Here is a 25,862-nt window from a genome sequence, read left to right as displayed (position 1 = left end):
TTTCTTGACGTTCTTTTACAGCTATATTTGTAATGACTGCACATAACTCTAAATACTGCGTTGCGGTATAGAATGGATAGAATTCAGGAACGTCCGGCAAGTAGCCGACATATTGATTGGACTTGGTCTCCCCAAACGTCACAGGTTCGCCTGCAATCGTAATAGAACCCGTATTGAGAGGTAACAACCCGAGCATACATTTCATCAGTGTCGTCTTGCCAGAACCGTTTGCACCGACAAATCCGAAAACTGTATGCTCTGGAATATCAAGATGAATATCTTTCAGTACTTTATGATCTCCGAAACGCTTCGTGACACCGTTAATTTGTACGACTATTGTGATCACCTCTTCCAAAAACGAAATAGATTAATGGCCCTATAAATTGGAACAATAAAACAATCAACAACCACACCACTTGATTGCCGAAGCGGTAATGTGGATGGCGAATGACATGTATCGCCGAGAAAATGGCCAATCCCAGTTGCAAAATAATAAGTGGAATTAAAAATGGCAAGTATTCTATTAGTAAAGCCATATCTGTATTCATGAACGTCCCTCCAGTCCAAAGCGTAGTCGTTGCCGTAACTCTTGCATTTCATCGTCATGTTTGAAGATCTCAAAGAATGGTGCATCCATCGACTCTAGGATGGATTGCTTAATGATTTCGGTATTGCGTGGTGCGTTTGTGCCTAGATCCAATTGTTTTAACCAACTTTCCAGCAAGTCGAAGTATTCATCACCGCGTAATGAAAAAGGAAATAGATTATGAACACATACATCCACATACTTCTCCAAGTATAGATAGAGTAACGGCCGGTTAGATGAAAGGGCAGCACATTGCGCTACGCTAAAATAAAATTGCAAGCACACATTTGGATGGAGTGTCTGCATCGAATAGAGCTCAATTAATCCTTCTATTCGGTGAATGGTTTCACCAAAAGTTTGTTGATTAGAAGCGGAAAGCCGTAAATAGAGTGGGCTGCTGCCGACAAGTTGAATGACATTTTGATACATCATGACTTGAATGACGCGCATCGCTTCCTCTCGATCACCAAGTTGTTCATGTGCAGTGGCCAGCAAAATCTCGTCTCCGATACTCGGTTTGATGACTCCGTCTAATAATTCCAATGTAGTTTCAGGATTCGACCGCATGAGCGAAATCGTTGCCTGTAAGGAGTTTGCTTGACGTAAGACCCATACATCGTCACTTACTTTCCGAATGCGTTCCAACCAGCGATTAATTTTCTGTAATACAGTGGGGCTATCACTACTCAACATATGATGATTCAGCAGTAATATACTCATCTGTAGCAGGAGTGCAGGATCGTGGTAGTACAATTTAACTTGTTCTTCTACGTCAATAAAAACTGACTCAAAAGATTCTTTGCCAAAACGGGATGCGAATTCATAATAGTGGTGTTGGATGGCTTCTTTAGAAAGTTGCCGTTCATAGCCAAGTAGTTCATCAACGGTCAATTCAAAATATGAGGCGATTTTCGGCAACAGTGTGATATCGGGGTAGCTTAATCCTTTTTCCCACTTCGACACCGACGCTTTCGATACTTGGCAATATTAAGCTAGTGTATCTTGTGTAATTTGAAGTCGCTTTCGTTGTTGTAGAATCACAGTGCCTATTTGCAGCATATCCTCCCACCTTTCTCTTTTATTCAGTGTAAGGTTAAACACTTGTTGATTCAATCAACTGTTAGGTGATTATTTAGAGGGGGAGTCAACTGATGCGAAATATATCATCATCATCATCTTGGGAGAGGCTATTCGTCCCGGCGAATTACTAAGTTATTGCTTAAAAAACTTAGATTTAAGATCTGTAATACTACATATTCTTCGATCATATTGATCAAGTTTAAGCATATAACAATAGAGTTTCATATCGTATAAACAAGAATTATTTTTTAAACACTTGGAATATATTAATAATTTTATTGACAAATAGTTTAAATACATTTAGAATTCTAAATATTACGTGGAATACGTATTCTTTACTTACAATATTTTGTATAAAGTAAAGCAATTAAAGGAAGAGGATTTCATGGTAAAAGTAACAGTGATAGACATTGCTAAAAAAGCAGGGGTCTCACAATCAACTGTATCGAAGGTTCTGAATAACTATCCTACAATTAGTAAAGAAACACGAACTAAGGTATTAGACGCTATAAAGGAATTAGACTTTCATCCCGATTTAGTTGCTAGAAGCCTAGTATCAAAAAAGTCAAAAACAATTGGATTAATTGTTGGGGATATATCCAATCCGTTTTTTTCTGAAACATCTAAAGTAGTAATTAAAAATGCTAGAGAACAAGAAATAGATGTCATTATTTCTGATACGGATTATCGTTTGGAGAATTTAGAATCGGCTTTGCGAAACATGGTGGGTAGAAGAGTAGATGGTATACTGGTCGCCTCTGTCGATAGACGAGATACTGTAACTACCGACTTGGCAAGAAAAGGTTTCCCGATTGTTTTATTTAACCGACATACGGATGATAAAGGAACTCCTTATGTTGTCTTAGATAACGAGCGTGGTTCTTGGTTAGCAGTTGATCACTTGGTTAACTTAGGTCATAAGAGAATCGCTTATATATCTGGCTCATTAAGTTTCTCAACATTTCAACAACGTTTTGAAGGGTATAAGAAAGCGCTTACAGATTACGATATTCAAATCGACCACCAAATCGTATATAACGGAAATGCAGATGATGAAGAGATACGACGCTTCTTGAAAAAGACTTTATCCTTGAAAAATCGCCCTACAAGTTTGCATGCGGCCACTGATCGAATAGCTATGATTGTTATGGATCAACTAACTGAAATGGGCTTATCAGTGCCAGATGATTTTTCCGTTGTCGGCTTTGATGATATTGATATCGCATCCAATCCTCATATTAGCTTAACAACTATTTCTCAAAACAAACGAGAGATGAGTCAACTAGCACTGGAAAAGTTATTAAATATTATTAATGAGAATGATGATGACTATCCTTATCAAATCATTTTAGAACCTGAACTAATTATACGATCTACCACAAAGGATATACATGTAGTATAAACATCCAATGAAGGGAGCTGTAAATAGTTGTATTCAATTCAATCAATATTTAATTTAACTGGAAAAGTTGCAGTTGTAACCGGTGCAAGTAAAGGAATAGGACGCGATATTTCATTGCTATTAGCAGAGGCTGGAGTAGATTTGGCAATCATTGCTCGTAGCAAAAACGAATTGGATGAACTTTCACAAGAAATACAAGCAAAAGGAAGGCGAGTATTGCCAGTCTCTGCTGACCTAATGGATATATCCTCTATACCAAACATCGTTGATCAGATAATACGTAAGTATGGACGTATTGATATCCTTATTAATAATGCGGGAATCAATATACCTAAACCAGCACTAGAAACTACAGAGCAAGACTGGGATATGGTGACCGACTTAAACGTTAAAAGTCTTTTCTTTTTAACGAAAGAGGTCGGTAAGCATATGTGTAAACAAGAGTCTGGAAAAGTAGTAAATATAACGTCCCAAATGGCATTTGTCGGTTACTACGATCGATCTGTATATTGTGCAAGTAAGGGCAGTGTCACACAAATGATGAAGGCATTGGCCATTGAATGGGCACCACATCAAATAAATGTAAATGCTGTAGCACCTACATTTATTGAAACACCGATGACGAAAAAGATGTTCCAAGATCCAGCATTCAAAGAAGAAGTGATGAGTAGAATCCCACTTGGCAGGTTAGCAAAATCTGAAGATCTCTTTGGGGCTATTCTTTATCTTTCCTCAGGTGCATCAGACATGGTTACAGGACATACCGTAGTGGTAGATGGCGGATGGACAGTTTGGTAAGTATTTATATTTTTTTACAAGTAGAGAATACGTATTCTTTAAAATTAAGATAGATTAGGTGGTCGATAAAGTGGTAGTTGTAAATACGCAAGCAGTAGCACCAGATTTTAGAATGCCAAGTAATTTTAAGTTTGGCTGTGGAGCACATAAGAACTTAGTGCAAGAAATTGTGGCATATGCTCCACAGAAAATTGCAATCGTAAGTGATAGAGGAGTTGCCCAAGCAGGTCTTGTAGACAAGTTAAAAGAAGTCTTGAAGTCAGCAAATGTTCCAATCTATACATTCACGGATATTTCCGGGGAACCTAGTTTTGAATTAGTTGAAAGCGTTACCAACAAACTTAAAGAAGAAAATTGTGATCTTGTAATTGGAATTGGCGGTGGTAGTGCATTAGATGTGGCCAAAACATCCGCTGCATTATTACAAGTTGAGGATATGAAACCCTATTTAAGTGGTACGCAGCAAATTGGACCACGTAAAACACCTTGTATCCTATTACCAACTACATCCGGAACTGGTTCGGAAGTTACTATGAATGCAATCTTCGGAGACGAGGAACAGGAGCTAAAAAGAGGTATTGTTAGTCCAGCTCTTTTGCCAGACTTAGCTATCATTGATCCAGAATTAACAATTTCTTGTCCACCGCGAGTATCAGCATCTTCAGGAGTTGATGCATTTACACATGCTATTGAGTCTTATATATCTGTACGTGCAACTCCTTTAACGATGATCTTTGCTGAAAAAGCAATGCGGTTGTTCCCGGAGTATATAACACGTGCGGTTCACAATGGCTCGAACTTAGAGGCCCGGACAGGTATGGCGTGGGTCAGCGCATTAGCGGGAGTCTCACTAGCGAATGCTGGGGTAGGTGCTGTACATGCTTTAGCATATCCATTGGGCGGTAAATATCACATAGAGCATGGAGTTGCTAATGCATTACTTATGCCGTATGTGTTTGAAAAAATAGGGACTACTTGCACCCCGCAAATGGTGGATGTAGCATCGTTTCTGCAATTAGGTGATTACAGTGCTCAACCAGCGAAAGCGTTGGATGCAGTAGTGCAATATCTATTCGAATTACTAGATACATTAAATCTTCCTTCAAATTTAAAGGATTTGGGTATTCAAGAAGATGCGTTGGCGGAACTAGCGGAAAGTGCTTCAAAAGTCGAAAGATTACTTGCCAATACACCGTATAAACTATCTGAAGAAGCTATTAGGAACATATATGAAAATGCATATCTTGGAAAGGTAGGGGCTAGTTTATAATGACTCTAACTAAAAAAATGTTTATCAACGGTGAATGGAGAGAAGGAAAAACTTCCTATGAACTGAAATCACCATATAGTGGTGAGGTGGTTGCTAAGTTACCATTTTCTACGAAAGAAGACGTTTTAGAAGCAATAGAAGGTGCCAAGAGTGCGCAAAAGAAGATGAAAGCACTTACTTCATTGGAAAGGTCTACTATTCTTGAAAAGGTTGCTAATCTATTTGAAGAAAACTTTGAAGAATGTGCGCTAATTCTAACAAAAGAAAATGCGAAACCACTTAAAGCAGCACGTGGTGAAATTTTAAGAACGATTGAAACATATAAATTCGCAGCTGAAGAGGCAAAAAAATTAACGGGTGAAACGATACCAATGGATGCAGCTAAAGGTGGTAAAGGTAAATTTGGTTTTACTAAGCGCGAACCGCTTGGCGTAATAGGAGCAATCACACCATTTAACTTTCCATTTAACCTAGTAGCACATAAATTAGGGCCAGCATTCGCTGCTGGAAACACGGTTGTCTTGAAGCCAGCTTCCCAAACGCCATTAAGCGCACTTAAAACGGCAGAGTTTTTTGAACAAGCAGGATTGCCTATAGGAGCACTGCACGTAGTAATTGGCAAGGGCGGAGATATAGGAGATGTACTAGTCACACATCCAGATGTGAAATTAATTACTTTCACAGGTAGTTTAGAAGTTGGATTGGATATTAAAGCGAAGGCAGGTTTGAAAAAGTCAACATTAGAGCTAGGTTCCAATTCTGCAGTCATCATTGACAATACTGACGATATCGAAAGTGTTGCTCGTAGATGTGTGGATGGGGCGTTTGCTTTTGCTGGTCAAGTGTGTATTTCAGTTCAACGTATATTCGTCAAAAACGAATTATTTAAAGAATTGACGGAAGCCATGTTGGAAACCGTAAAAGGTTTAAAGACTGGAGATCCAGCAGAAGAATCAACGGATATTTCAGCTTTAATTCAAGAAAAGGAGGCGGTACGAGCAGAGGAATGGATAAAGGAAGCTCAAAACAAGGGAGCGGAAGTCTTGTGTGGTGGGAAAAGGACGGGTTCTATTCTTGAACCTACAATCATTGCAAATGTACCTTCAAGTGCATCTATTAGCTGCAACGAAGCATTTGCACCCATTGTGATGATCAATACGTATGACGATTATGATGAAGCAATTCGAAATGTAAATGACTCACAGTACGGATTGCAAGCGGGTGTATACACTACATCTATTGAAAAGGCATTCCAAGCAGTTGACCAAATTGAAGTCGGAGGAGTCATTATTAATGAAGTACCTGCGTTCAGGGTGGATCAAATGCCATACGGCGGTGTTAAGAATAGTGGTACAGGTCGCGAAGGTATAAAGTATGCAACTGAAGAGATGACAGAATTAAAATTAGCAGTATTTAATTTAGTATAAATAATATAAAAAGAGGAGAATGCAAAATGACAAATCAATCAAATGAACCTAAGGTGAAAAAGCATGTAACGAACGAAGAAATGGAGAAGAATTGGATTGTGCGTTTTGATGAAATGATTCCAAATGGTATTCCACTAATGTTTATTGATAGTATCGTTCCAGGACATCAACGAATCAATTACACATTAATTGGAGATACAGCAAGTGAGAATGATGACTTCACTCCAGCTATTACCGAGCCACACGGCTTCCAAGTTGGTATGGTGAAGGCGCCAAAAGGAAGTGGTCCAGCGTATCATACGCATGATTATATTGAATCATTCTTGCCGTTGACAGGGAAATGGCGTTTTTATTGGGGGAATAGCCCAGACGAGATTGAAGGAGAAACTATTATTGAACAGTGGGATTTAATTTCTTTACCACCAGGTTTATGGAGAGGCTTTGAAAACATCAGTGAGGAGGAATCTTGGTTATTTGCAGTACTTGAGCAACACGAAGTATTCGAAGGAAAAGATCCTTACTGGGCTCCAAAAGTTGTGAAAGATGCAGCAAAACATGGTTTTTATGCAAATGAGCTTGGAAAAATGATCAAACCTGATAACTTTAAAGAACTTGAAAAAGAAATTGCTGATAAATTAAAAATGGGTGAAAAATAAGAAATGAAAAAAACTCCACTTCTTTTATTGCCAGGAACGTTGTGTAATGAAGAATTATGGAAACCACAAATAGATGCTTTGCAGGAACTCGCAATTAGTCATGTACCGGATCTATCTAAAATTGATACGATTAAAGGCTTGGCTGTAGATGTTCTTGAGAAGGCTCCGAAACAGTTTGCGTTAGCAGGTCTTTCTCTAGGAGGCATAGTTGCATTAGAAATAATGCGGCTAGCCCCGGAGAGGGTTCTGAAATTAGCCTTAATAGATACCAATCCTTTTTTACCGACAGAGAAACAACAGGCTGGATGGCAAGAGGTACTAACAAGTGATCTATCGGCAGACTTTGCGGTAAAGATGACAGAAAAACTGATATCTTCGCTTTTCCATATAGAACAACAAGATGATCCAGAACTTCAAGAGACTCTTTATCGTATGGCAGCTTCAGTTGGAACGGATGGCTATATTAATCAATTAAAGGCTGTGAAATCTCGTGAAGAACAAACGACTATACTTTCGGCTATTCAGTGTCCGACAATTATAGTGGTTGGGAAGCAGGATACGGTATGTCCACCTTCCATGTCAGAATATCTTCATGAGCAAATAGCACATTCTGAATTGCATCTGATTGATCAGGCAGCACACTTACCGACATTAGAGCAGCCAGTAATAGTAAATGAATTAATGAAGAAATGGCTATCCAACTAATATTGTTAACTTAAAGGAGAGCTAAAAGTGAAGAATGTATTAAAACAGAAATTAAAAAATCAAGAAAAGGTTTTAGGTGCATTTCTAAGTATAAACTCACCTTCATTAATTGAGATGATTGCGTATTCGGGATTCGACTACGTCATTATTGACGATGAACACGGTGCATTCAGTGCATCTGAATTAGAGGGGTTAATACGAACAGCTGATGGTGTAGGTATTACACCTATCGTACGCGTTTCATATGATCCGTCTAGTATTCAGAAAGCTTTAGATCGTGGCGCACATGGTATTCAAGTGCCTATGGTAAACACTAAAGAGGAAGCTGAAGCAGTAGTGCGACAAGCTAAGTTTCCACCACTTGGTGAGCGCGGAGTTTCTTACTCCATTCGTCCAGCAAGATATGGGATAGATAAAGGAAGTAAATACTTAGAAGAGTGTAATGAAAACATTTTAGTTATTGTCCATATTGAAACAGAAGAAGCTGCTAAAAACTTCAAAGATATTATATCTACGAAAGGTGTAGATATGGCATTCATTGGTTCAACAGACCTTTCTGTAAACATGGGATATTATGATGACGGTGCAAATGCTCTAGAAGTTAAATCGGTAATTGATAACTTGTACTCAATTGCACAAGAAAGCGATATATGGATGGGAACAGTAGCTGCTAATGGAGCTCAGGCGAAAGATGCGTTTTTGAAAGGTTCACTGTATGTGTGTACCGTTTTAAATGGAATTATGGCTAATGCGATGAGGCAAACAGTTCTAGACAGTGAAGTATAATGCGCGTTCAATGGATAAGTGTCTTAGTGTTTACTATTGAATCGTGGTGCATAAGTAGTAATCCACTATAGGGGGAATCAGATTATGTTCAAACTTGGAAAACTTAAAGGTTTGTTAACTATTGGACTTGCAAGTGTGTTATTAATAGCTTGCGGTGAATCAGGCGATGATAAAATTGTTATTCGCGTAGGACATGATAGTGGAGTGCAGCATCCTGTTCAAGATGCATTATTAGAATTTGAAAAGTCACTTGAAGAAAAGTCAGATGGAAAGTTTGATGTACAAGTGTTCCCAGCGTCTCAGTTAGGGAACGCGACAGAGTTGTTGGAGCAAGTCCGCCGTGGAGATGCAACCATGGGATTAGGTGCGTCTACACATTTCACACAAACAACACCCGAGTTAGCTATATGGGAAAGTTTCTTCTTGTTTGATGATGCAGAACATGCACGCCGTGTACTTGATGGGAAAGCAGGTCAAGAAACTTTAAAACCACTTGAAAGTATGGGGATAACCGGATTAGGGTACATGGAGATGGGCTTCCGTAATTTCTCTAATAGTAAAAGACCAGTTGAGAAAGTAGAGGATCTTAAAGGATTGAAAATCAGAGGATATAATCCTATTCAAATTAAGGCTTGGGAACCTCTTGGTGTTTCTTTGACGAATTTGTCTTGGTCTGAGCTCTTTACTTCACTACAACAAAACTTGATTGATGGGCAAGAGAGCGCAACTACAAGTTTTTACACTGAAAAGTTCTATGAAGCACAAGAATACTATACATTAACAAAACATATTTATACGAATTATCCTTGGTATATTAATACGGAATTCTTGGGAAAGCTTTCGGATGAAGATCGTAGCTTGTTAGAAAGTGAAGTAGCGGCAGCTATTGACAAAGAACGTGAATTAATGGCTAAGAATGAGGAAGAAATGTTAGAAGAGTTACCTGGTTTAGGTGTTGAAGTGAATGAATTATCAATGGGCGAGAGACAAAAAATGGGTAAAATCATGAATGAAGCAATTAGCAAAGATATCATTGATCAGACAGGGAAAGATTTGTATGACATGGTTATGGAAGAAGTCGAAGCCAATAGATAAATGATGACTATGATGACTAAAGAGTATGATAGATGTCATCATAGTTATTTTTAATTATATGACCTATGAATATAATGAATTCAAAGATATAAAAAGGTTAAACCCAAAGTTTATTTGGAACGTAATTTAATTAATAGCGAGGAGTTGTACATATGAAAAAGACTATCTCATGGGTTGACAATAATTTTGAACCTATTTTGATCACGATCTTATTCTATCTCATGATGGGGTTAGTTACCCTACAAGTGATACTTAGATTTGTTTTCAATACGGGAATAGCAGGCGCTGAAGAAATATCGAGATTTATATTTATATGGTTAATGTATTTTAGCTTCTCATACACAACAAGAAGGCAAAGTCATATTAAAATCACTTTTTTACTGGATAGATTGAAAACAAAAACACGAAAGATTGTCATGATTTTTGTGGATATATTATTTCTACTATTTTCAGGAATCATATTCTGGTCAGCATGGAAGATATGCCAATCTGTTATCTTGTTCAAGGATAAGGCGGTAACGATAGACATTTCCATGAATATCGTATATGGCGCTGGACTTATTGGATTTGCACTAATGTTTATCAGATTAATTCAGGGACTTGTATGGAAGTTTAAACACTTTAACTCGTCGATTGATATTTTCGAAAATATAGGTGGTATACACAGTGAAAATAATAACATTCTAACTAACGCAATGACGGAGAAGCTGGAGGAGAAGATATGACAACACTATTACTGTTCGGTTCATTCATTTTATTCTTACTACTCTCCTTACCGATTGCCGTTTCATTGGGATTATCTGCTTTGGTTACAATATTGGTACAAAACCCAATTAGTGTGGAAGCATTTACGCAAACAATGATTCAGGGTCTGAATTCGTTTCCATTGATGGCTGTTCCATTATTCACATTTGCAGGAGATATAATGGGCAGGGGAGGAATCTCCAAAAGGCTACTGAATCTTACCAGTGTGTTTTTTGGACGATTTACCGGCGGTTTAGGTATCGTTGCAATAGTAGCATCACTATTCTTTGCAGCAATTTCAGGTACAGGATCTGCTACAGTAGCAGCTATTGGAACAATGATGATTCCGGCGATGGTTGCGAAGAATTATGATAAAGCATTCGCAGGGGCATTGGTCGCAACAGCAGGAACGGTAGGAACTTTAATTCCGCCTAGTATCACGATGATTATTTATGCTGTAGCTGCGGGTGTTTCTGTTACGGGTATGTTTAGTGCAGGAATTGGACCCGGTCTTCTAGTGGGATTAGCATTGATCATATTTACGTTATTTATTTCAAATCGTAATGGTTATAAAGGGGATTCTGTAAAATACACATTAATGGATGTAGTGAAAATATTTTTAGATGCTATTCCAGCATTATTGATTCCTGTCATTATTTTAGGAGGAATATACGGAGGAGTCTTTACACCAACGGAAGCAGCGGCGGTTGCCTGTGTGTATGGAATCTTAGTAAGTACATTCATTTACAAAGAGATTAAGATTAAGGAATTACCGTTTATTGCATTTAACGCTAGTATGCTATGTGCGGCTGTGTTAATAATTATTGGAATGTCATCAGGATTCGGCAAAATATTAACGATAACTCAAGTGCCAACGACTATTGCTAATTTTATTTTAGATCTAACTTCGAATGAAATTATGATTTTGTTGGCTATAAATGTATTGCTTTTAATTGTAGGTACATTTATGGAGACGAACGCAGCAATTATCATTTTGGTGCCAGTTTTGTTACCGGTTGTAACAGCTATTGGTGTAAATCCTACTCATTTTGGTTTAATTATGATCTTAAACTTAGCTATTGGATTTATAACACCACCTGTTGGTGCTAATCTCTTTATGGCTAGTCAAGTAAGTGGTATAAAGTTTGATCTATTGGCCAGGGCAATTATGCCATGGATTCTAGTCATGATTGTAGTCTTGTTATTAGTGACGTTTTTACCACAAATAACTTTATTCATTCCAAAGTTCTTAGGCGTGCCAGTGTAACTTAATATGATATAAGCAGCTAAATTAGGTCATATTGATATCTGACTTGGTAATGGGAATACGTATTTCCAAGTATAGATTAAGAAGTATATTTGAACTGAGTGTTAGTAGTATGGGGTTAATTGATCTATTAGTTGTGCTAATCTATATGAAAGCTCTAGTTACTACAGTTTTACAGCTTTTGTGCGTAGAATGTACAGTTTGATTCTATTAACGAAAATAGAATAAGTTTATATAAGCAAGTGACATCTGAGAATATTCTGATGTCACTTACTTTTTATTGTTTTAAGGCAGTAATTTTAACAAGGAAAGTTGAACAAAAAATTATACAAAAAAGCCGGTCTATGAAAGACCGGCTTCTCATCACACGCTCACTGTTGTGAAAGCTTCTAAAATATTCTTTTTTGGTTTTGCTTGATATTGAAGAACCTTGTCAGTCGGATCGTATGAATCTCCATAGAAATCTTGGTCTTTGTAGGTGTGAATTTCTTCGTAGGTTGTTTTCATCGCGCTGAATACTTCTTGTTCATCCGCTTTTGAAGACTGCGGGGGTGCCCAGTATAGAATTTCGAGGATTGTTTGTTCACCAGTTGCCAATGAACGACGGTTATAACCAATATTCCGTGCGTGCGTGAAGTCTTCACGTGCATAGAACTTCAGTCGTTTCTCAGTATCTGGTTCTGATTCGTCTACTGGTTCAACTTCCAGTAAAATAGGTTTGTTCTTGGTTTTCAACGAATCCAATAGTTTTTTTCCTAACCCTTCACCACGTGCGGCTGAAGATACGAAAAGATAGTCAACGAAAACGAAGTCTTCTGTCTCGACGTACATTAATACGTGCTTCGGACCTTCCTCTTTATAGTAGACATTGCCCTTGTCATTCAGTAATGTCTCCATATGTTCCTGTGACTTCATCTCTTCAATCGGAAAATACTCTTTTAATTTGTTGTACCAATGCATGTGTTAAATTCTCCTCCGTAGGTAATCTAGTGTACCAGGAGCTTTTTGTTTGGGGTTCAAACAATAGTGAGGAAAAAAGTGGTCAGAAAAAAATCCTCTTATCTTAGTATACTCTTTTACGGGAGAAAATAAACCGTTTTTTATAAATAAATTTAACTTTTTTATTATAATAAAAAAACCAGATGAAAGATTTAGATCTTCCTTCTGGTAGGTTTGTGCTTTATCTACGCCCTTTAGCGCCTGAATAAGCCTCTTTCTTTTTCTTTTCGTTCATTACTGTTTTTACTACAGGATATAACACCATTCCCCATTTTACTAACTTTTTAATTACTCTAATCATATGCTTTTCTTCCTCTCGGTTTTGGAGTTGTTATAAGTAACTTCCCCCGTTAACTCGCTCATTAAACTTTTATTCAAGGAATTTTGGCACGGAAGTGGGGTGTTCTATTTCTGTAAATAGATTGGAACTCTCAATGATCGGCTTGGTCTCTAGGGAAATGGGGTGATCGAGATTCAGTTGTCTGCTCATTTCTTCTAACGTCAGCTGAAGTCTTGCAATATCTTCTTTTGTTGCGTATTGCTTGCGGTTGATTAAAACATAGCCGAGCTGTCCACTCATTTCGATCGTCGCCCATTTTACATCGTCAATTCTTTCGATACTATTTTGCCGTAAATGCATTTCTAATTCATCCACAGTTAAGCGGAGTTTTTTCATGGTAGATACTTTAAGAATTCCATTTTCAATTACGACTTTTGATCTTCCCCGTAAAATCCCTTCGAAAAAATTCCACTTCAATGCCAATAGTTCAAATGAAAAAAGTGTCAGTACTAAAATAAATGAAAGCAAAAGAGTTTGCCATAAATTTTTACTCGCTACGGGTTGAATTAATAATGTACCAACCGCAATCATCAATACGGTTTGACCAATCGTCATTTGCGATATCGACTTGCGTCCGGAAATATGCAAAAGGACTATTCCCGTCACGATAATGAGTACCGCTTTCCAAGTTGAATCGAAATCCATTATACACACACCTTCTCGGAAGTTTTCTTTAGTATGAGAAAATCTCTACAGAGTATGTGTGAAGATTGTGAATCCTTATTCAATGTATCTCCGTATAACAATAAAGGAGTGATGAATATGAGACAAGATATTCACGAAAGACAATATACTTTACAAGAAAAAAGAATGAATCATAGACGACTGATCAAACGTTTGGAACAGACAAGTGAAAAACTACTTGCTATGAAGAAAACACGTGATCAACTTCACCGACAGCTGACAAAAGAGCAACAAGATGTTATGAAGTTGGGTAAATTTTCATTCGCCAATAAAATTAGTGAATGGACAGGTACGTGGGATGAAAAAATGAAAAAAGAAATTGAAGAAGCTGCTCAAGCAGAATTGAAGTTTAACGAAGCGGAAAAGAACGTCATAGACTTGGCAGAAGAAGAGCAAGACTTACGAAAGAAGCTAGAACATCCTGACTTCATGTACATTGTGGAAGACTGGGAGGATTTACTGAGAGAAAAAGAGGCGTGGATCCGTATGAATGATTCAGTGGCCAATCAAACACTACAGAAAATAGCGGACGATCGGGTGCGAGTATTCGCGATGGTGCGTGAAATTGACGAAGCACTAGAAGCTGGAGAAAAAGCAAAACGCGCACTGGATGGTGCGATGAAAAAATTAGATTCAGCAGAAGGTATATCGATGTGGGATACTTTTTTAGGCGGAGGAATATTCGTCTCCGCACTCAAGTACTCTGAAATCAATAGCTCTGATGATTTGGTACAACAAGCTCAGCGCGCACTACGTCATTACGAAACGGAGCTTATGGATGTTCAAGATGCGGCGACCGATTCATTCCAAGTGAATCAAAATGACATCTTTACATTTACAGATGTGTTTTTTGATAACATCTTCTCTGATTGGATGGTTCATACACGTATTACGGATGCAAAAAAGAAGCTGCATGCAGTCCTGCAAGATGTCCGGCGTCTACAGGACCAACTAACAAGAAAGCGTGCAGCTTCTGAAGAGGAAATAAGGCGGCTTGATCAACAACAGGATGATATTATCATGTCGTAATCGTTAAATACGTGTCAGTGTCTTGCCCAAGTAGCCGAATAATACAGTCAGTACTGGACTCAATAAACAGAAGAACGCAAACGGTAAGTACGCAATTGTTGGCACATCGAGTACGGTTGTGATGAAAATCCCTGCTACGCTCCATGGCACAAGAGGATTGATGACCGTTCCTGCATCTTCCATTACACGGCTCAAGTTTTTATTCGCCAATCCGACCTTCTCATAACTGGATTGGAAGGCCTGACCAGTTAATAAGATAGATAAATACTGCTCACCGATTAAAACGTTGATGCCGATTGCAGTAAGTGCAGACGTCAAAATAACTGACGACACTTTACGTAATGCACTTTCGATTTTCGCAAGTAAGCACTGTACAATTCCTAATGTGAACAGCATGCCGCCCATACTAAGTGCGAGCAACACAAGCGATATCGTGAACATCATGCCTTCCATTCCGTCACTGCGAGACAGTAATTCATCCACGACTGCGACGCCTGTGGATCCTTCATAGCCACTAAATAAAATACTCAATACTTCAGATGCACCATAAAATGTGTGGATATAGGCAACGATAATAGCAGATAATGCACTGACAGCCAGCGTCAAAATTGCTGGTACTTTGACGAATGTCAAAATGATCAGCACGGCTACAGGAATCAACGTATACCAATGTATTAAGTTAGTGCCAATTAGTGCATCACTGTATTTCTCGATTGTAGAAAAATCACTTGATGTTACATTAGGCGATAACACACCAAATAGAATAAGTGAGATGAAGAACGCGGGAATTGTTGTCCATCCCATATTGCGTATATGTTCAAATAAGTCTACACCGACAATTGAAGAGGCCAAGTTGGTCGTATCAGACAACGGTGACATCTTATCCCCGAAAAATGCGCCCGAGACAATCGCACCTGCCGCAATAGGTAAAGAAAGCTCTAAAATATGCGCCATACTGATAAATGCTACACCAATCGTAGCGACAGTTGTCAATGAACTACCGACAGATAAGCCAATAATGGCCGTGACAATGAACACGATGGCATAGAAAAACGTTGGCGTAATGATTTGGAGTCCAGCATAGATCAGGGTTGGAATCGTACCACCCATCATCCAGCTACTCACGAGAACTCCGATGAAGAAGAACAAGAACACCGCGCTCATTCCAGAACTGGCCCCTTCTACTAAACCACGTTCCAACTCTTTGTAAGAAATCTTTTTCCATAATCCGTAGCCAAATAATAAAAGAATAGCAAATAAAATAGGAACATGTGGTACAGAATCAAATACTATGATGCTAGCACTGATCATCGCCACGATTAGCACAGTCAGGATGACCGACGCTTTAACGGTTGGCGAATGAATCGCCTTAATTGGAAACATACTCATGACCCCCTGTAAATGTAGAAAAACTCCTGTCATCCTCTTAAAGGACGAAGGAGTACTCCGCTCTGTCTCTTTGTTGTTGCGAATAAAACATGGAAGATATGGATTCATTATATAATAGATTGCTCTTTACATATATAGATAGTTACCGTTTTGAATTTTATCACGTCAGAAAAATAAGTCAATAGAGGGATAGACCGATTATCTCCATGCTGGAAAATGTAAAGCAATAGAAAGCATTATAAGTATTCAGCTGTCGTGAGAAGTGATCAACTTCTATTAATAGTCTTTTTAGTGTATAAAACTTGTATTCCGAACCAAACCACATGTTTTAGGGATAGCGAGTACGCGTATGTGAAAGGATGAAAAGTCGTAGGGATAAGGCATATGTAGCGTGAAGTTCGCACACTGTGTTAGACTAGAGAGCTGTGCGACAGTAACCTGTCGTTTTATGTTCATATCCTTTATCAACATATTTCGCGAACGCAGTTAGTTGTGAAATATTTAGGGTAATAATAAATAATAACTACATATAGAAAGGAATGAGTATTTTTGACAACTGCACAAGAAGTTGCTCCTCAGCCAGAGAAGCAGAAACGTAATCTAAAGGGATTATGGATACTCTTGGCATTCGCCGCACTCATAACCATCGTTTTACTTCCTAACCCGGCAGATCTACCTGTTGTTGGACAAAGAGCACTAGCTATCCTAGCTTTCGCAGTAATCTTATGGGTGACGGAAGCCGTACCGTATCCTGTTAGTGCAGCTATGATACTCGGCTTAGCTGCAGTACTTCTCGGCCTCGCACCAAATATGGAAAACCCCGAGGAACTGCTTGGTACGAAAAACGCCTTGAGAATGGCATTGGCCGGATTCTCGAGCCCTGCTGTCGCATTAGTCGCGGCCGCATTGTTCCTCGCAACCGCCATGCAGACGACCAACTTGCATAAAAGATTAGCACTTTTCATTCTATCGAAAGTTGGCGTTAAGACGGGTGCTATTATCTTTGGTTCCATCGTCGTATCGATCGTCTTGGCGTTCTTCGTACCAAGTGCAACGGCACGTGCAGGTGCTGTCGTGCCCATTTTACTTGGGATGGTCGCAGCATTCGGACTGCCAACAAACAGTCGATTGGGAGCATTGCTCGTCATCACGGCTGTTCAATCCGTTTCAATCTGGAACGTCGGTATTAAAACCGGTGCTGCACAGAATATGGTGGCACTCGGATTTATTGAGAAAGAATTTGGTGTATCGGTCGCGTGGAGTTCTTGGTTCTTGTATGCAGCTCCATGGTCTATTCTGATGTCGATTGCTTTATTCTTCATCATGAAATTGGTTATTAAGCCAGAAACACAAGTAGTAGAAGGTGGTAAAGAATTGATTGAGGGCCAATTAAAAGAATTGGGCAAAATCAAAGCTTCCGAACTACGCTTAATTGTCGTTGCAGTTGCTTTACTTTTCTTATGGGCTACAGAAGAAAAACTGCATCCATTTGACACAACGACTGTCACCATTGTCGCCATTGCGATATTACTGACACCGAAGATCGGTGTATTCGACTGGAAAACCGTTCAGCAAATGATTCCGTGGGGAACGATTGTCGTTTTCGCAGTAGGTATTTCAATGGGTACATTATTATTAGATACAACAGGTGCGCAGTGGTTGTCTGATAAAGTGTTCGGCGCGATGGGCTTAGATACTATGCCATTACTCGCAACGATTGCTTTGCTATCACTGTTTAATATTTTGATTCACCTCGGGTTTGCCAGTGCGACGAGCTTGTCCTCGGCACTGATCCCGATATTTATTGCATTGGCAACAACGATTTCCCTAGATGTCAATCAAGTCGGATTCGTTTTGATTCAACAGTTCGTCATCAGTTTCGGGTTCTTGCTTCCAGTCAGTGCGCCACAGAACATGTTGGCATATGGGACAGGGGCTTTCTCAGTAAAGGATTTCCTAAAGACAGGCGTTCCGCTTACGATCATTGGGTACTTGCTCATCTTGTTACTCAGTGCGACTTACTGGCAGTGGATTGGACTTTTATAAGACTAGGCATAATGAAAGCAGAGACTGAGTATGTCTCTGCTTTTTTACGTAGATGAAACGCAGCCTAGCGTCCAACACAATCCTTCCCTTACAAAAACAACCGCCACAGGACAAAGCCCTGTGGCGGTTGTTCTATTACGTACAACACTTCTATGAACGAGTAGGTGCTGGAATAGGCAAATCTGTATCGGGTTCTACAGTTGCGGCTTCCATTACTTCAGACTCGATGGACTTACCTAACACATAATACTCGGTTTCTTCTTGTGTCAAACTGTTATAGCGCTTGCGGATGACCACATAGAAGATCACACCGACAATTGACCAAGCGAGTAATAGTAAATAAGAAGGTGTTGTAAGTGCTGCAGGTGAAGTTGGCACAAGTAGCAATGCCAAGAACGCTGCACTTGCAACCATACCTAGTAATGCTAAAAACTTTTTCAAAGGTTCGATCTCGCGTCCCATTTCTTCTTTACCCCACGCCAAGACTTTAAACGCTGCGAGACAAGTGAAGAAGTAGGCTACAGATACACCCGTTGATGACATATCTACGATCCATGTCAATGCTTGACGACCAAACCATGGAGTCGGCAATGTGATTAAAGCCACGAACCAAATACCCCATTTCGGTGTTTGGTTTTTAGTCATCTCACGAAAGAAGTTAGGCAATGCACGTGCACGCGCCATAGAAAACAATAGGCGGCTTGATGACATGAAGAATCCATTCAAACCTGTAAAGATTCCCATGACAATCGCTACTGCCATAACACCTAATCCTCCAATACCGAGTGCAGAACGAACAACTTCTCCTGTTGCCCATAAATCACCGCTTCCTATATTCGCTGATGCAGGGAATGTCCAGCTAGTCAAACCAATCATGATTGCATAAATCAAAAATGAAGTGAACAGAGAAGCAATAATTAGCATAGTTGCTTTGCGAGGTGAGAAATTGAATTCTTCCGCTGCTTGCGGCACATTATCAAATCCGACGTATGCCCAAGGCGCAATGGCTAATACTACAAGTATAGAAGTGATAATCGACTGGTTACCTTTAAACAATGGTTGCAAATTCTCAAGTGGTTGATCGGCCCCAGCGAATGTGAAGATACCGAGTACTACGACACCGGCAACGAGCAAGACGCTGAAATAAAATTGAATTTGTCCTGAAATACTTGTTCCAGTTGTGTTGATGAAGGCGAAAGCTAGAATGAGTAAACTGGCAATAATGATTTCAGGTATGTATACGTCCCATCCAGCGACGCTATAGAGAAATCCTTGTTTCATAAAACCTGGTGCTAAAAACTTAAGTAATAAAGTAAGTGCAGAAGCATTCAAGGCGACGATAGATATATATCCGAGTGACAAGAACCAACCACAGATAAATGCCCACACTTTTCCTGCCGCTATAAAAGCATATGTAAATCCGCCTCCGGAAACCGGAAACTTTTTAATCATCACACCATAACTTGAAGCGATGATCATCATCACGAGTGCGCCAATTCCTAACCCGATGACCGCTCCCATTGGTCCTGAAGACCGAATCCAATCTCCTGGTAGGATAAACGCTCCCCAACCAACTGACGAGCCGAGTGCAATGGCAAACACCCATGATGGCTTCAATGTTTTATTTAATTTCCTTCGTGCATTCTCAGATCCTTGATCCATGTGATCCAACCCCTAATTAATAGTATAGCGATTGTATGCCCTTTCTGTATTGATTCAAAACGTGTTCAATCGATATTGTTATATCAATATCATATAGGCGGATTATTTAGTTTTATTAGTTAATTCTGTATAGTGTAATAGTAAGTGTTACAAGCTCTACATGTTGACAGAGTCTATCAAATATTTTATGATTCTAAACAACAAATACTTATAAGAATAGTGGGGTTTTATAAATGAAAAAAGTACTTTTACCATTTATGCTCGTTTTATTGGCTGCTGTTTTAGTTGCTTGTGGTGGTAAAGAAGAAAGTAAGCCCAATGACTCCGCTGAAAAATCGGAAGGGCAAGACGGTCTGCTAGAAGAAGTTCTCGCAAACGGTGTACTCAATGTAGGAACAGAAGGAACTTATGCACCTTTTTCTTTTCACGATGAATCGGGAAAGTTAACAGGATATGATGTGGAAGTGACACAAGAAATCGCAAAACGATTAGGCGTGGAAGCAAAGTTTTTTGAAACACAATGGGATGCTGTTTTTGCAGGATTGGATGCGAAGCGATTTGATATGATTGCCAACCAAGTCGGTATCAATGAAGAGCGCAAAGCGAAGTACGAGTTTTCCCAAGCATATACACGTTCCAACTCTGTATTGGTTGTGCGTGCAGACGATGATATTGCGTTTGACGGTATGGAAGGTAAGAAAGCTGCTCAGACACTGACTAGTAACTATGGGCAATTAGCGAAAGCAAATGGCGCAGAAATCATCAAAATCGATGGGTTTAATCAAGGCGTCGACTTGGTAATCTCCAAACGTGTGGACGGCACATATAACGATAAACTATCTGCACTCGATTATTTAAAGCAAAAACCGGATGCTCCAATTAAAATTGTTGAGGAAGAAGAAATATCTGAAGACAATCAATCGGAAAGTGCTTTTGTATTTAGACAAGGAAACGAAGATTTAATAGAAGAAATCAACAAAGCGTTGGATGCGATGCGTGAAGACGGTACATTGAAGACGATCTCCGAAAAATGGTTCGGCGAAGATGTATCTTAACACGATTGCACTAAGTCCCGAACGGATACAGAGATTCCAAGAAATCGCATCAACTTCCATCGGGCCTTTGATTGAAGGGGCTATTAAGTATACAATTCCTTTGGCAATCATCGCATTTAGTATTGGACTGATCCTCGCCATCTTTACCGCCTTGGCGAGGATCTCTTCTAACAAACTCTTAGAAGCAATAGCGCGGGTGTATGTATCGATTATCCGTGGAACCCCTTTGCTTGTACAGTTGTTCATTATCTTTTATGGTTTGCCGACGATTGGTATCACAATTGATCCATTCCCATCAGCTGTCATAGGATTTTCATTGAACGTCGGTGCGTATGCATCGGAAATTATTCGTGCGGCTATTTTATCTATCCCAAAAGGACAATGGGAAGCGGCCTATTCGATTGGAATGAATTATTCTCAAGCTTTGCGTAAGATTGTCTTACCTCAAGCAGCTCGTGTATCGGTTCCACCACTTTCTAACTCCTTTATAGGATTAGTAAAAGATACTTCACTTGCCGCGACGATTTTAGTAGCCGAGACATTCAGAAGAGCCCAGGAAATCGCATCCATGAATTATGAATTCCTATTCGTTTATATTATGGCTGCACTTGTCTACTGGGTGATTTGTTTCATTCTGTCTATATTCCAAGGGAGAATTGAAAAACGTTTGGATCGCGTTGTCGGTAAGTCAGGAGGGTTATCATGATTTCGATACAAGGACTGAAAAAGTCATTTGGAAATTTAGAGGTTATTAAAAACGTGGACTTGGAGATAGAACAGGGGAAAGTGGTCGTTATTATTGGACCATCTGGCTCTGGTAAGTCCACGTTGCTACGTTGTTTAAATGTACTTGAAACACCAAACGGCGGAACACTTTCGATAGACGGTCAAAAATTGGACTTCAACTCCTCTGTTTCTAAAAAGTCGATCAGTACATTTCGTCAGCTAACGGGAATGGTATTTCAAAGTTATAATCTATTCCCTCATCTGACGGCAACGGGCAATGTGACGGAAGGACTTACTACAGTTAAAGGGTTGTCACACAAAGAAGCCGTTATGAAGGCAGAATCGTTGCTAGATAAAGTTGGACTGGCTGATCATAAAAAGAAATATCCCTTCCAACTCTCTGGCGGTCAGCAACAGCGTGTGGCCATTGCCCGCGCACTTGCGATGGACCCAAAAGTTATGTTGTTCGATGAACCAACTTCTGCTCTTGACCCCGAGCTCGTTGGAGAAGTACTTCGTGTCATGAAGGATTTGGCCCATGAAGGCATGACGATGGCTGTGGTCACACATGAAATGAGGTTCGCTAAAGAGGTTGCAGATGAAGTGATATTTATTGATGACGGTATCATTGTAGAACGTGGTGCGCCAGCTGAAATCTTCACGAATCCGCAACATCAACGAACGAAGAAGTTTTTGAGTTTATTACAAGTATAACTAGAGAAAACGCTTGGCTCCTAAAGGGGAGTCAAGCGTTTTTTGGTTCGTAGAATATGTGATGGCGTAATTTGAGTGCATGCTCATAGATATGGCGTAAGTGATCATAGATTCCCCGCGAGCGCTCTATTACGCGTGGTGACCGCTCTATCAAAGCCCGTAGTCGCTCTATCACATCGCGAAACCGATCATAGAACAGCTACGAGCGCTCATAAAGCTTTTATTCAGGATGCCAGCGATGCTTGTCAAGTGAGATCCGTCCGTTTTCGTTGAATTGAACGCCTTCCGAAATTAATCGCTCTCGCTGTGTGTTTCCTTTATCTTCTGCATGATCTGGAGTGGAAATTCCTCCTTGAGCATTAATGATGCGGTGCCACGGAAGATCATATTTAGCGCTCATGGAATGTAAAATACGTGAGATTTGTCTTGCGCCACGAGGATTACCTGCTTCTGAGGCTACTTGACCATACGTCATGACATGGCCTGGCGGAATCGCTTTAATAATCGCTACGGCCTGTTCAGTAAAAGCTTCCATAACTATGAAAACCTCCTTTTTACTAAAGTTTAGCATAGAACTTAGTGAAGGTCATATCATCATTCAGATGACATCGAATGGCATTATGGTATTATTTATGTACAGACAGAAAGGAGAATGTATATGAGCTCCAATACACTTGAATATGCAAAAACACTAGATCAACAAGATTCATTAGCGCCGTACCGGGAGGAATTTTATTTGTTGCAAGATAAAATTTACATGGACGGAAATTCACTTGGCTTGCTGTCCACACGTGCAGAGAAAAAACTTTTTGAATTGCTAGAATCCTGGAAGACTTTAGGGATTGATGGTTGGACCGAAGGAAAGCATCCATGGTATTTCATGGCGGAACAACTAGGGGATAGAATGGCGCCGTTAGTTGGAGGGAAAAAGTCGGAAGTGATTGCGACAGGATCTACTACGACGAATTTGCATCAAATGGTTTCTACTTTTTATCGACCTACAGGAAAGCGCACGAAAATATTGGCGGATGAATTAAACTTCCCATCTGATATTTATGCACTGCAAAGTCAGATTCGAGTACACGGTCTCGATCCGGAAGAGCATCTAGTTCGTGTGAAAAGTGAAGACGGGCTCACGCTTGATGAAAATCGAATTATGGATGCAATGACAGATGACATCGCATTGATTGTGCTTCCATCTGTCCTCTATCGCAGCGGTCAAGTGTTGGATATGAAAACGCTTACGCAGGCAGCGAAGAAAAAAGGAATTGTAATCGGATTTGATTTGTCCCATTCAATCGGTGCGGTGACTCATGAACTGCATAACTGGAATGTAGATTTCGCTTTTTGGTGTACATATAAACACTTAAACGGCGGTCCCGGAGCAGTAGGTGGGCTATTCATCAATGAACGTCATTTCGGCAAAGAGGCAGGTCTTGCTGGATGGTTCGGCTCAGATAAAACAAAGCAATTCGATATGGATCACACGATGACCGCAGCACCAGATGCAGGGGCATACCAAATCGGCACTCCGCATGTATTGAGTCTAGCTCCTTTACTTGGCTCGCTTGAAATGTTTGAGGAACTTGGAATGGATAAAATCCGCGAGAAGTCATTGGCACTGACACGTTTTATGCTGGATTGTATAGACAATGAACTGCAAGAGTATTCATTTGGTATCGGCAATCCACTAGATGATTCTCGTGGCGGACATTTATTATTACAGCATAACGAGGCCGCAAGAATTTGCCAAGCATTGAAAGCGCAAGGCGTAGTTCCTGACTTCAGAGCACCTGATGGTATTCGATTAGCACCGGTTGCATTGTACAATTCATTTGAAGATGTGTGGAAAGCTGTACAAATCCTTAAAACGATTATGAAAGAAGAGTTATACAAAGAATTTCCGAATGAACGTGGGGTGGTTGCATGACAAATCAGTGGATTGATATTACACAACCATTGAATCAGCATATCGCAGAGTGGCCAGGAGATACGCCTTTTTCTTATGAAGTAGCGGTATCGAAAGAACAATCCGGTTCCGTCAACATTGGAAAATTAACGATGAGCACGCATATTGGCACACATACGGATGCTCCTTTTCATTATGACAATGATGGGTTAAGAATTTTGGAGTTGCCCGTGGACTTATATATCGGTAAGGCTTGTCTAGTAGACGTGACAGGCGTTAGTTGCGTAACGCGCGCTGATCTCGAGCCACTGAACTTTGGCGGTGCTGAACGTCTTTTATTGAAAACGGGAAGTCATCCGACACCAACGAAGTTTCCCCAGGGTTTTACAGTGATCGGTGAAGACGTCGGACCATTATTGAAAGAGCGTGGTATTCGCTTGATTGGTGTGGATACACCTTCCGTTGATTCGGAAACTAGTAAAGAATTATTAGGCCACCATTCGTTATACCGTAATAATGTCATCATCATCGAGAATCTAGTATTGCATTCATTGGAAGTAGGTCATTACGAATTGATCGCATTACCATTAGCATTGGAAGAGGCGGACGGAAGTCCTGTCCGTGCAGTTGTCAGGAGGTTGGAGTCATGAAGGAGAAGGGCATTCATACGGATTTTAGGGAATCGATGACGTATGGTGAGTATTTGCATTTGGACAAAGTGCTGTCGAGTCAGGAGCGTCTGTCGGGTCATCATGACGAAATGTTGTTCATCATTATTCATCAGGTGAATGAACTGTGGATGAAGTTAATTTTACATGAGCTTGAAACGGCGATTGAATCGATTCAGCAAGATGAATTGCCTGAAGCGTTCAAAATGCTTGCGCGTGTTTCAAAGGTACAAACCCAAATTATTCAAGCATGGGATGTGTTGGCTACATTGACACCCGCCGAGTACATGGAGTTCCGTGACAGTTTAGGAAAGGCATCAGGCTTCCAATCCTATCAAAACCGTTTGATTGAATTTGCATTAGGTTATAGGCAACCACAAATTATTAAAATCTATGAAAAAGATTCAGAGCTATCCGAGCGATTAGCGAAAGCGTATGAAGCTCCTGGGATTTATGACGTAGCGATTCAAGCACTCGCACGTGCGGGCTTTGCTATCAATCCTGCATTACTCACTCGTGATTTTTCTGTTACGTATGAAGGAGACCCAAGTGTTGCCGCTGCATGGCTTGAAGTATATCGCGATGTAGATCGTTATTGGGACTTGTATCAATTAGCGGAAAAGCTAGTCGATATCGAAGACAGCCACCAACAATGGCGCTTTAGACATATGAAAACAGTAGAGCGTATTATTGGCTTCAAGCAAGGGACGGGTGGATCTTCTGGTGTTCATTATCTGAGATCTGTACTCGATCACCGATTCTTTCCAGAGCTATGGGACGTACGGACTAAAATTTGACAGACTGGCAAGCTAGCGACTATTATTA

The 25,862-nt window shown here is 40.0% G+C and carries 25 protein-coding genes and 1 pseudogene; 18 read left to right on the top strand and 8 right to left on the bottom strand.

Translation table 11 applies throughout. The annotated features are described in order from the left end of the window. The 3 genes and pseudogenes from Q7P97_RS07485 to Q7P97_RS07475 all read right to left on the bottom strand — a co-directional run. The coding region (locus Q7P97_RS07485; protein WP_303968609.1) for an ATP-binding cassette domain-containing protein at positions 1-346 on the bottom strand (346 nt) is incomplete at its 3' end. Then, complete coding sequence (locus Q7P97_RS07480) at positions 321-548, bottom strand: PLDc N-terminal domain-containing protein (protein ID WP_303968607.1); 228 nt, start codon at positions 546-548, stop codon at positions 321-323. The genes Q7P97_RS07480 and Q7P97_RS07485, both read right to left, overlap by 26 nt. Continuing rightward, positions 545-1,555, bottom strand: a pseudogene (locus Q7P97_RS07475) (helix-turn-helix domain-containing protein); the annotation flags it as partial. The gene Q7P97_RS07480 and the pseudogene Q7P97_RS07475, both read right to left, overlap by 4 nt. A 496-nt stretch (positions 1,556-2,051) precedes the next feature. Here Q7P97_RS07475 and Q7P97_RS07470 point away from each other — a divergent pair. From Q7P97_RS07470 to Q7P97_RS07425, 10 genes are all read left to right on the top strand, one after another. Next, positions 2,052-3,068: a LacI family DNA-binding transcriptional regulator gene (locus Q7P97_RS07470; protein WP_303968605.1), complete on the top strand. Its 1,017-nt coding sequence runs from the start codon at positions 2,052-2,054 to the stop codon at positions 3,066-3,068. Between the two features lie 27 nt (positions 3,069-3,095). Further along, complete coding sequence (locus Q7P97_RS07465) at positions 3,096-3,866, top strand: SDR family NAD(P)-dependent oxidoreductase (RefSeq protein ID WP_369684306.1); 771 nt, start codon at positions 3,096-3,098, stop codon at positions 3,864-3,866. 70 nt (positions 3,867-3,936) lie between these two features. Continuing rightward, positions 3,937-5,136, top strand: coding sequence for an iron-containing alcohol dehydrogenase (locus tag Q7P97_RS07460; RefSeq protein ID WP_303968604.1), 1,200 nt, complete (start codon positions 3,937-3,939; stop codon positions 5,134-5,136). Continuing rightward, positions 5,136-6,563, top strand: coding sequence for an aldehyde dehydrogenase family protein (locus Q7P97_RS07455; RefSeq protein ID WP_303968602.1), 1,428 nt, complete (start codon positions 5,136-5,138; stop codon positions 6,561-6,563). The genes Q7P97_RS07460 and Q7P97_RS07455 overlap by 1 nt, the downstream gene beginning before the upstream one ends. A gap of 26 nt (positions 6,564-6,589) precedes the next feature. After that, the gene (locus Q7P97_RS07450; protein ID WP_303968579.1) at positions 6,590-7,219 is read left to right on the top strand and encodes a cupin domain-containing protein; all 630 of its coding nucleotides are present in this window, start codon (positions 6,590-6,592) and stop codon (positions 7,217-7,219) included. 3 nt (positions 7,220-7,222) lie between these two features. Beyond that, positions 7,223-7,924 (top strand): alpha/beta hydrolase, encoded by a 702-nt coding sequence (locus Q7P97_RS07445; protein ID WP_303968577.1) that lies wholly within the window; start codon positions 7,223-7,225, stop codon positions 7,922-7,924. A 27-nt stretch (positions 7,925-7,951) separates the two neighbouring features. After that, on the top strand, positions 7,952-8,710 hold the full coding sequence (locus Q7P97_RS07440) for an HpcH/HpaI aldolase family protein (RefSeq protein ID WP_303968575.1): 759 nt from the start codon (positions 7,952-7,954) through the stop codon (positions 8,708-8,710). A gap of 84 nt (positions 8,711-8,794) precedes the next feature. After that, positions 8,795-9,805, top strand: coding sequence for a TRAP transporter substrate-binding protein (locus tag Q7P97_RS07435; RefSeq protein ID WP_303968573.1), 1,011 nt, complete (start codon positions 8,795-8,797; stop codon positions 9,803-9,805). Positions 9,806-9,957: 152 nt separating this feature from the next. Further along, on the top strand, positions 9,958-10,530 hold the full coding sequence (locus Q7P97_RS07430) for a TRAP transporter small permease (RefSeq protein WP_303968571.1): 573 nt from the start codon (positions 9,958-9,960) through the stop codon (positions 10,528-10,530). Next, on the top strand, positions 10,527-11,816 hold the full coding sequence (locus Q7P97_RS07425; RefSeq protein WP_303968570.1) for a TRAP transporter large permease: 1,290 nt from the start codon (positions 10,527-10,529) through the stop codon (positions 11,814-11,816). Before Q7P97_RS07430 ends, Q7P97_RS07425 begins: the two co-directional genes overlap by 4 nt. A 363-nt stretch (positions 11,817-12,179) precedes the next feature. On the opposite strand, the gene Q7P97_RS07420 is transcribed toward Q7P97_RS07425, so the two are convergent. Then, positions 12,180-12,776 carry an N-acetyltransferase gene (locus Q7P97_RS07420; protein ID WP_303968567.1) on the bottom strand — a complete coding sequence of 199 codons (597 nt, stop codon included), beginning with the start codon at positions 12,774-12,776 and terminating at the stop codon, positions 12,180-12,182. Between the two features lie 409 nt (positions 12,777-13,185). Continuing rightward, positions 13,186-13,800, bottom strand: coding sequence for a DUF421 domain-containing protein (locus Q7P97_RS07415; protein ID WP_303968565.1), 615 nt, complete (start codon positions 13,798-13,800; stop codon positions 13,186-13,188). 117 nt (positions 13,801-13,917) lie between these two features. On the opposite strand from Q7P97_RS07415, the gene Q7P97_RS07410 reads away from it, so the two are divergent. After that, positions 13,918-14,868 (top strand): hypothetical protein, encoded by a 951-nt coding sequence (locus tag Q7P97_RS07410; protein WP_303968564.1) that lies wholly within the window; start codon positions 13,918-13,920, stop codon positions 14,866-14,868. 3 nt (positions 14,869-14,871) lie between these two features. Here the strand turns inward: Q7P97_RS07410 and nhaC are convergent, their stop codons facing one another. Next, the gene (nhaC, locus tag Q7P97_RS07405) at positions 14,872-16,251 is read right to left on the bottom strand and encodes a Na+/H+ antiporter NhaC (RefSeq protein WP_303968562.1); all 1,380 of its coding nucleotides are present in this window, start codon (positions 16,249-16,251) and stop codon (positions 14,872-14,874) included. A gap of 555 nt (positions 16,252-16,806) precedes the next feature. Between nhaC and Q7P97_RS07400 the strand changes: the two genes are divergently transcribed. Further along, positions 16,807-18,303, top strand: coding sequence for a DASS family sodium-coupled anion symporter (locus Q7P97_RS07400; RefSeq protein WP_303968560.1), 1,497 nt, complete (start codon positions 16,807-16,809; stop codon positions 18,301-18,303). Positions 18,304-18,453: 150 nt separating this feature from the next. On the opposite strand, the gene Q7P97_RS07395 is transcribed toward Q7P97_RS07400, so the two are convergent. Then, positions 18,454-19,965 carry an APC family permease gene (locus Q7P97_RS07395; protein WP_303968558.1) on the bottom strand — a complete coding sequence of 504 codons (1,512 nt, stop codon included), beginning with the start codon at positions 19,963-19,965 and terminating at the stop codon, positions 18,454-18,456. A 233-nt stretch (positions 19,966-20,198) separates the two neighbouring features. Here Q7P97_RS07395 and Q7P97_RS07390 point away from each other — a divergent pair, with 233 nt between their 5' ends. The 3 genes from Q7P97_RS07390 to Q7P97_RS07380 are packed head-to-tail and all read left to right on the top strand — an operon-like array spanning position 20,199 to position 22,460. Beyond that, positions 20,199-21,020 carry an amino acid ABC transporter substrate-binding protein gene (locus tag Q7P97_RS07390; protein WP_303968556.1) on the top strand — a complete coding sequence of 274 codons (822 nt, stop codon included), beginning with the start codon at positions 20,199-20,201 and terminating at the stop codon, positions 21,018-21,020. Beyond that, complete coding sequence (locus Q7P97_RS07385) at positions 21,010-21,726, top strand: amino acid ABC transporter permease (protein ID WP_303968554.1); 717 nt, start codon at positions 21,010-21,012, stop codon at positions 21,724-21,726. Before Q7P97_RS07390 ends, Q7P97_RS07385 begins: the two co-directional genes overlap by 11 nt. Continuing rightward, on the top strand, positions 21,723-22,460 hold the full coding sequence (locus Q7P97_RS07380; RefSeq protein WP_303968552.1) for an amino acid ABC transporter ATP-binding protein: 738 nt from the start codon (positions 21,723-21,725) through the stop codon (positions 22,458-22,460). The genes Q7P97_RS07385 and Q7P97_RS07380 overlap by 4 nt, the downstream gene beginning before the upstream one ends. Positions 22,461-22,680: 220 nt before the next feature. Here the strand turns inward: Q7P97_RS07380 and Q7P97_RS07375 are convergent, their stop codons facing one another. Beyond that, positions 22,681-22,995 carry an MGMT family protein gene (locus tag Q7P97_RS07375; protein ID WP_303968550.1) on the bottom strand — a complete coding sequence of 105 codons (315 nt, stop codon included), beginning with the start codon at positions 22,993-22,995 and terminating at the stop codon, positions 22,681-22,683. A gap of 123 nt (positions 22,996-23,118) precedes the next feature. Between Q7P97_RS07375 and kynU the strand changes: the two genes are divergently transcribed. From kynU to kynA, 3 genes are read left to right on the top strand one after another with little or no spacing between them, the layout of a single operon-like run. Beyond that, positions 23,119-24,390 (top strand): kynureninase, encoded by a 1,272-nt coding sequence (kynU, locus tag Q7P97_RS07370; RefSeq protein ID WP_303968548.1) that lies wholly within the window; start codon positions 23,119-23,121, stop codon positions 24,388-24,390. After that, positions 24,387-25,019, top strand: coding sequence for an arylformamidase (gene kynB, locus Q7P97_RS07365; protein WP_303968546.1), 633 nt, complete (start codon positions 24,387-24,389; stop codon positions 25,017-25,019). The genes kynU and kynB overlap by 4 nt, the downstream gene beginning before the upstream one ends. Then, complete coding sequence (kynA, locus tag Q7P97_RS07360) at positions 25,016-25,834, top strand: tryptophan 2,3-dioxygenase (RefSeq protein ID WP_303968545.1); 819 nt, start codon at positions 25,016-25,018, stop codon at positions 25,832-25,834. The genes kynB and kynA overlap by 4 nt, the downstream gene beginning before the upstream one ends. Positions 25,835-25,862: the final 28 nt, after the last annotated feature.

Origin of the sequence: Sporosarcina ureae (genome assembly GCF_029267015.1) — a bacterium.
Classification (GTDB): domain Bacteria; phylum Bacillota; class Bacilli; order Bacillales_A; family Planococcaceae; genus Sporosarcina; species Sporosarcina ureae_D.
The sequence above is the reverse complement of the archived record's forward strand: the minus strand, read 5'-3'. Positions and strand labels throughout refer to the sequence as shown.

What these genes read in the sequence shown, in the direction of transcription:
- nhaC (WP_303968562.1), bottom strand. Translation starts at nt 16,251, where the DNA reads ATGTTTCCAATTAAGGCGATTCATTCGCCAACCGTTAAAGCGTCGGTC.
- Q7P97_RS07410 (WP_303968564.1), top strand. Translation starts at nt 13,918, where the DNA reads ATGAGACAAGATATTCACGAAAGACAATATACTTTACAAGAAAAAAGA.
- Q7P97_RS07450 (WP_303968579.1), top strand. Translation starts at nt 6,590, where the DNA reads ATGACAAATCAATCAAATGAACCTAAGGTGAAAAAGCATGTAACGAAC.
- Q7P97_RS07395 (WP_303968558.1), bottom strand. Translation starts at nt 19,965, where the DNA reads ATGGATCAAGGATCTGAGAATGCACGAAGGAAATTAAATAAAACATTG.
- Q7P97_RS07390 (WP_303968556.1), top strand. Translation starts at nt 20,199, where the DNA reads ATGAAAAAAGTACTTTTACCATTTATGCTCGTTTTATTGGCTGCTGTT.
- Q7P97_RS07430 (WP_303968571.1), top strand. Translation starts at nt 9,958, where the DNA reads ATGAAAAAGACTATCTCATGGGTTGACAATAATTTTGAACCTATTTTG.
- Q7P97_RS07435 (WP_303968573.1), top strand. Translation starts at nt 8,795, where the DNA reads ATGTTCAAACTTGGAAAACTTAAAGGTTTGTTAACTATTGGACTTGCA.
- kynU (WP_303968548.1), top strand. Translation starts at nt 23,119, where the DNA reads ATGAGCTCCAATACACTTGAATATGCAAAAACACTAGATCAACAAGAT.
- kynA (WP_303968545.1), top strand. Translation starts at nt 25,016, where the DNA reads ATGAAGGAGAAGGGCATTCATACGGATTTTAGGGAATCGATGACGTAT.
- Q7P97_RS07420 (WP_303968567.1), bottom strand. Translation starts at nt 12,776, where the DNA reads ATGCATTGGTACAACAAATTAAAAGAGTATTTTCCGATTGAAGAGATG.
- Q7P97_RS07385 (WP_303968554.1), top strand. Translation starts at nt 21,010, where the DNA reads ATGTATCTTAACACGATTGCACTAAGTCCCGAACGGATACAGAGATTC.
- Q7P97_RS07375 (WP_303968550.1), bottom strand. Translation starts at nt 22,995, where the DNA reads ATGGAAGCTTTTACTGAACAGGCCGTAGCGATTATTAAAGCGATTCCG.
- Q7P97_RS07425 (WP_303968570.1), top strand. Translation starts at nt 10,527, where the DNA reads ATGACAACACTATTACTGTTCGGTTCATTCATTTTATTCTTACTACTC.
- Q7P97_RS07445 (WP_303968577.1), top strand. Translation starts at nt 7,223, where the DNA reads ATGAAAAAAACTCCACTTCTTTTATTGCCAGGAACGTTGTGTAATGAA.
- Q7P97_RS07455 (WP_303968602.1), top strand. Translation starts at nt 5,136, where the DNA reads ATGACTCTAACTAAAAAAATGTTTATCAACGGTGAATGGAGAGAAGGA.
- kynB (WP_303968546.1), top strand. Translation starts at nt 24,387, where the DNA reads ATGACAAATCAGTGGATTGATATTACACAACCATTGAATCAGCATATC.
- Q7P97_RS07380 (WP_303968552.1), top strand. Translation starts at nt 21,723, where the DNA reads ATGATTTCGATACAAGGACTGAAAAAGTCATTTGGAAATTTAGAGGTT.
- Q7P97_RS07480 (WP_303968607.1), bottom strand. Translation starts at nt 548, where the DNA reads ATGAATACAGATATGGCTTTACTAATAGAATACTTGCCATTTTTAATT.
- Q7P97_RS07415 (WP_303968565.1), bottom strand. Translation starts at nt 13,800, where the DNA reads ATGGATTTCGATTCAACTTGGAAAGCGGTACTCATTATCGTGACGGGA.
- Q7P97_RS07470 (WP_303968605.1), top strand. Translation starts at nt 2,052, where the DNA reads ATGGTAAAAGTAACAGTGATAGACATTGCTAAAAAAGCAGGGGTCTCA.